General features: G+C 38.3%; 4 protein-coding genes and 1 pseudogene. All 5 read left to right on the top strand.

Going from position 1 to position 5179, the window contains the following annotated elements; translation table 11 throughout:
* Window positions 1–1779 (top strand): FAD-dependent oxidoreductase (locus ACQR30_RS07180; protein WP_429733337.1); only part of this gene is annotated, 1779 nt, incomplete at its 5' end.
* A 43-nt stretch (window positions 1780–1822) separates the two neighbouring features.
* The gene (locus ACQR30_RS07175; protein ID WP_429733334.1) at window positions 1823–3301 is read left to right on the top strand and encodes a rubredoxin; all 1479 of its coding nucleotides are present in this window, start codon (window positions 1823–1825) and stop codon (window positions 3299–3301) included.
* A gap of 61 nt (window positions 3302–3362) precedes the next feature.
* A complete protein-coding gene (gene moaA / locus ACQR30_RS07170; protein WP_429733331.1) occupies window positions 3363–4346 on the top strand; it encodes a GTP 3',8-cyclase MoaA in 984 nt (327 codons plus the stop codon).
* A 51-nt stretch (window positions 4347–4397) separates the two neighbouring features.
* Window positions 4398–4685, top strand: coding sequence for a SelT/SelW/SelH family protein (locus ACQR30_RS07165; protein ID WP_429733328.1), 288 nt, complete (start codon window positions 4398–4400; stop codon window positions 4683–4685).
* An 11-nt stretch (window positions 4686–4696) separates the two neighbouring features.
* Window positions 4697–5179: pseudogene (locus ACQR30_RS07160) on the top strand (molybdopterin molybdenumtransferase MoeA); the annotation flags it as partial.

Raw genomic sequence — 5179 nt, 5'->3', positions numbered from 1 at the left:
CAATGGCACACAATGAGTAAGACAGGAAAAGTAAATAAATTAAAGAAGCATATTGCGAATGCCTTTTTAGAGATTCATCCTGATGACGCAGTGGTGCGCAATATAGACGAAAATGATTTAGTTACCGTAAAAAGTGCGCGTGGAGAAGTACGTGTCAACGCAACAATATCGACAACTATCCGCCGGGGGGTCGTTTTTCTACCTATGCACTGGGGGAAAATATTGAGCAGTGATCTTAACCGCGCCAACAATGTTACCAACAATTTGGTAGACCCAATTTCAAAAGAACCGGACTTTAAGTTTTCAGCGGTGGAAGTGGCGCGTTATCAAAAACCAAAGCAAAAAATTGTCATTATTGGGGCAGGAGCTGGCGCGTTTGGGTTCGTCAAAAGTTATAGAGCATTAAACAAAGTGGATGAGATAGAAATTTTTAGCAAAGAAGATCATCCTTTTTACAACCGGGTGCTATTGCCTGACTATATAAACGGTGCCCAAAATTGGCAGCAACTTATTAAGATGAAGGATCAGGAAGAATTGGATCTCGGCATAAAATTGCATCGAGGATTAAGTGTGGAAAACATAAACCGTCAAAACAACATAATTCTCGACAACAAGGGAAGAAAACACAGCTATGATAAGCTGATAATAGCGACCGGGAGTCGCGCCGCGACTATAAAAGATATGCCGAAAATGGGCGGCATTTTTACTATGCGCACACGCAATGACGCAGACGATTTTATAAATTATTTGGATCAAAAAAATGGAAAAGTAGTAATTGTGGGCGGCGGCTTAATTGGTATAGAGATGGCCGCTTCACTAAAAGAAATGAATATAGATGTTAGTATTATCCATCGAAGCTCCAAATTAATGGATAAACAATTGGATAATTTGGGAAGCCAATTGTTACACGAAGAATTACAAGAAAAAGGAATCGATGTCTTTTATAATGATGAAATCGAACGGATAATTGGCGGCAAGAAAGTAACGGGTATCAAGCTAAAAAGCGGGCAAGAGATAAATTGTCAAGCAATCATCTTAGGCATAGGAACCATCCCAAATATCGAACTGGCAAGGGCTTGTGGGCTCGACTGCAAGCGAGGCGTATTAGTGGATGAATATCTGCAAACATCTGATAAAAATATTTTTGCAGTAGGCGAAATTGCCGAGTTTAAAGGCTCCCTTTATGGAATCACGGCGGCTGCGGAGCAGCAGGCGGGTATTGTGGCACAATTTTTAAATGGCAATATCTCCCAATATTACGAAGGTTCGTTACAAATGAATATCTTAAAAGTTCATGGTGCAGAATTATGTTCTCTGGGATTAACGACCATTCCCGCAGGTGACGAGGCCTACGAGGAAGTATTATTTATCGACAAGGCAAAACGCTATTATAAGAAATGTATTATTTATAACGACAGGCTTGTAGGGGCTATTTTAATTGGCGACAAATCGGAGTTTGTTGAATTTAAAGATTTAATTGAAAACAAAATAGAGCTCAGCGAAAAACGTCTAGAACTGTTACGATCCGGAAATAAAGCAGATCCCATTTTAGGCAAGCTTATTTGTTCCTGCGGCAACGTGGGCGAAGGAAATATTATCAATAAAATAAAGGAAGGAAATTCCAATCTCATATCATTATGCAAAGCTTCCGGTGCCGGTATGGGCTGTGGTAGTTGCCGTTCGGAGATACAAGCAATTCTAGACAAATTAACCGGTAATGCAGGTGAGTCCAAGGTGGTAGAAAATTCAGAAATTAATTTAATAAGCGCAGTTGTTTAAAAAGCAGTAAGGCACTATTTCTATCGAATATAATTTTATAATTATGGTAACGACAAATTCAATTGTAATCAATTTTAAAGGAGGCATAATTTCACCTGGTTATTTAAAAGAAGTACTTCTTTTAGCAAAAGAAGCAAGGGTAGAACATATGCGTTTTGGGTTGCGGCAACAGTTGTTAATGGAAGTACCCTTAAAATACTATACAAATTTTGCCAATGCCTGCAAAGAAAAAGAGATCATTTTTTATCATAAAAAAGAAGCATACCCAAACACCGTAAGCTCTTATCCGGCTGACGGTATTTTTACCAGTAACAGTTGGTTGAAAGAGGGCGTGTATAAAGACATCTTCGATTTATTTGAGAGTGAACCTCACCTGAAAATAAATATCTGTGACAAGAACCAACGGTTTGTTTTATTCTTTACCGGACACCTCAATTGGGTCAGTTCTACCTCAGCACATTTTTGGTATTTGTATATTCGTTTCCCCCATTCTCGCGTTATTTATTGTTGGCCAGAATTGATTTATACCAATGATATAGCCAATCTTTCAAAAATGATAGAAAATTTGATTTATGAACAACCCAAAGTGAATACTAATGGGAGCGCCTTGTTTGAGAGCGTTAAAAATAACAAGCGATTCCATTATACACATAAGCCCATGGAGGGGCCGTTATCCATCCCAAAATTCTCACTTCCTTATTACGAAGGTTTTAATAAATCTGACAATACCTATTGGTTGGGCATTTATCGAAGAGATGAATTGTTCCCCATAAATTTCTTGCTAGATGCGTGCGAAGTTTGCCTGGAAACAAGAATTGGCGAAATATATACGACGAGCTGGAAAAGTCTTATCATCAAGGGTATCGACCCCACGCAAAGACATTATTGGGACTACATTTTGGGTAAATATCGCATCAATGTAAGGCACGCTGCCAACGAATTGAACTGGCAGATAGAAGATAATAAAGAGGCCTTAATCTTAAAAAGAATCATCATCCGCTATTTTGATAAAGAAGACGTGCGTACATATGGCATGTGTTTCGCCATTCAGACAAAACCATTGTTTAACATGTTTGCCTCCATTGTCATTCGCAAAAGTGATTTCAAAAATGTCAACAGATTAAAATCTTTGGACCGATATGACATTTTGTATGAAAAAGACTTTAATCCTAATGGAGCGGAGCTCACATTATTTCGCGAGAAAGTAGAAAAAAATTACATCGGCCCCTACCTGGTTTCACTCTGCAAAATGTTTTACGAACAAGATAATGCCAATAAGTTATTACCCGAAAGTACAGCCCAGATAAAATCCAACGAAGGGCCTGCTAAAGAAGAGAAAGAAATTTATCAATGTAAAAATTGCCTAACGGTTTATGATGGAGCACCGTGGCCAGAAGCGGACGACAAAGCGATTGGTAAAAACGTTGAAGGATTACCCGAAAATTATGTTTGCCCATTATGTGACGCAGATAGAGAGGATTTTATAAAAATAAAACTACCCCAACTGAAATTTATTTCTTAAACATTCTTGAAATTAATAAAAACTGATAACACAAACATTTTCCCAATTTATACTTAATATAATGATGACACTAACAGATACATTCGGCCGTATGCACAACTATTTGCGTATATCTCTTACGCATCGCTGCAATTTTAAATGCATCTATTGTATGCCGGAAAAACATGTCGCTTCTCCTGCTAAACAGTTAATGACCGCAGACGAAATTGAATCTTTTACCAAAATATTTTATAACCTCGGGGTCAATAAAATCAGGCTCACTGGGGGAGAACCATTGATAAGAAAAGACGCCGGAGAAATTATAGAAAGGCTTTCAAAATACCCCATAGAACTTACCATCACAACCAATGGTGCCCAGCTGCACCGCTTTATCTCTTCGTTGAAAAAAAGCGGTATTCATACGATAAATATCAGCTTAGATACTTTGAAAGCCGATAGATTTTTAGCGATAACGAAGACGAATCTTTTCTCACAAATCTGGTCGAATATTCAACAAATATTAGCTGAAGGGTTTAAGGTAAAAATAAATATGGTCGTGATGAGGGGCACAAATGACGATGAAATAATTGATTTTGTTAGGTTGACAAAAAACACCAGACTGGAAATTCGTTTTATTGAATATATGCCTTTTGAAGGAAACCTGTGGGAAAGCGAAAAAGTAATGGCGCAATCTGAGGTGTTAAAACTAATTGCCACAAAATACAAATTCAATTCCATGCCACGAAGTATCCATGATACTGCAGAGCATTATCAGGTGGAGGGTCATTTAGGAAATTTCGCGACTATTAGCACGATGAGTCATCCATTTTGTAGTGGTTGCAACCGAATAAGATTAACAGCCGATGGTAAAATGAAAAATTGTCTATTCTCGGAAAATGAAACCGATTTATTGACTGCCTATAGAAAAGGAGAAGATATTTTGCCTCTGATAAAACAATCTATTTCAAAAAAAGCCCTCGCAACCGGCGGCCAATTTCACGGAGATTTCGCGGGGATAAACACCGCTAAAATTCATAATAGAAGCATGGTGGAAATCGGTGGATAAATGGGAGTTTAAAAGACTCCACCTAAATTAAATCTAAAAATAGGACCGAATATGAAAGCAATTATAATTATCGAATATTGTCCCAAATGCGGATGGCTATTACGGTCCGCATACATCGCTCAAGAACTCCTGACGACTTTTACAGACGAATTGGAAGGAATCCTTTTAAAACCCTCTGATGAAGGTGGCCACTTCAGTATCCGATTAAATGGCAGGATTATTTTCGACAGAAAAACACAAGGCGGTTTTCCAGAAATAAAGGAGTTAAAACAATTGGTGAGGGACCTAATCAGTCCAGAGAAAAACTTAGGCCATTCAGATAAAACGAAAGAAAAATAATCAAATAAAAAATGATTTCAGTAATTGAGGCAAAAAATATCATCAAAGAGAAAGTGCAGACATTACCAGCACGAATATTCAAGATAGAGCAAGCTGTCTTATTAACGCTTGGACAAGATATATGGGCACCGGCGAATGTACCTGCTTTTGCACAATCAGCAATGGACGGTTACGCCTTTAAGTTTGAAGATTTCGCTTCACAAAAAACGTTATTGACAGACGGAGAAATGGCTGCCGGTGACGATAAAAAAATTGTCTTAAAACCCGGGCAGGCAGTACGCATTTTCACAGGAGCAGCTCTGCCCGAAAATGCCGACACCGTCGTGATGCAGGAAAAAATTAATCTTAAAAGCAAAGAACTAATTATTAACGATGAAATGCTGAAATGCGGGAGCAATATTCGCCTTAAAGGTTCAGAAATCAAAGCCGGAGAAATCGCCATAAAAAAAGGTGCCCTACTTACGGCCGCAGCGATTGGCTTTCTAGCGTCCATA

The sequence above is a fragment of the Arachidicoccus sp. genome, assembly GCF_050436765.1.
Taxonomy (GTDB): domain Bacteria; phylum Bacteroidota; class Bacteroidia; order Chitinophagales; family Chitinophagaceae; genus Arachidicoccus.
This window is presented reverse-complemented; position numbering and strand designations above follow the sequence as displayed.

Bases quoted from the DNA above. Each gene is read 5' to 3' on its own strand.
- ACQR30_RS07165 (WP_429733328.1), top strand. From the start codon at position 4,398: ATGAAAGCAATTATAATTATCGAATATTGTCCCAAATGCGGATGGCTA.
- ACQR30_RS07175 (WP_429733334.1), top strand. From the start codon at position 1,823: ATGGTAACGACAAATTCAATTGTAATCAATTTTAAAGGAGGCATAATT.
- moaA (WP_429733331.1), top strand. From the start codon at position 3,363: ATGATGACACTAACAGATACATTCGGCCGTATGCACAACTATTTGCGT.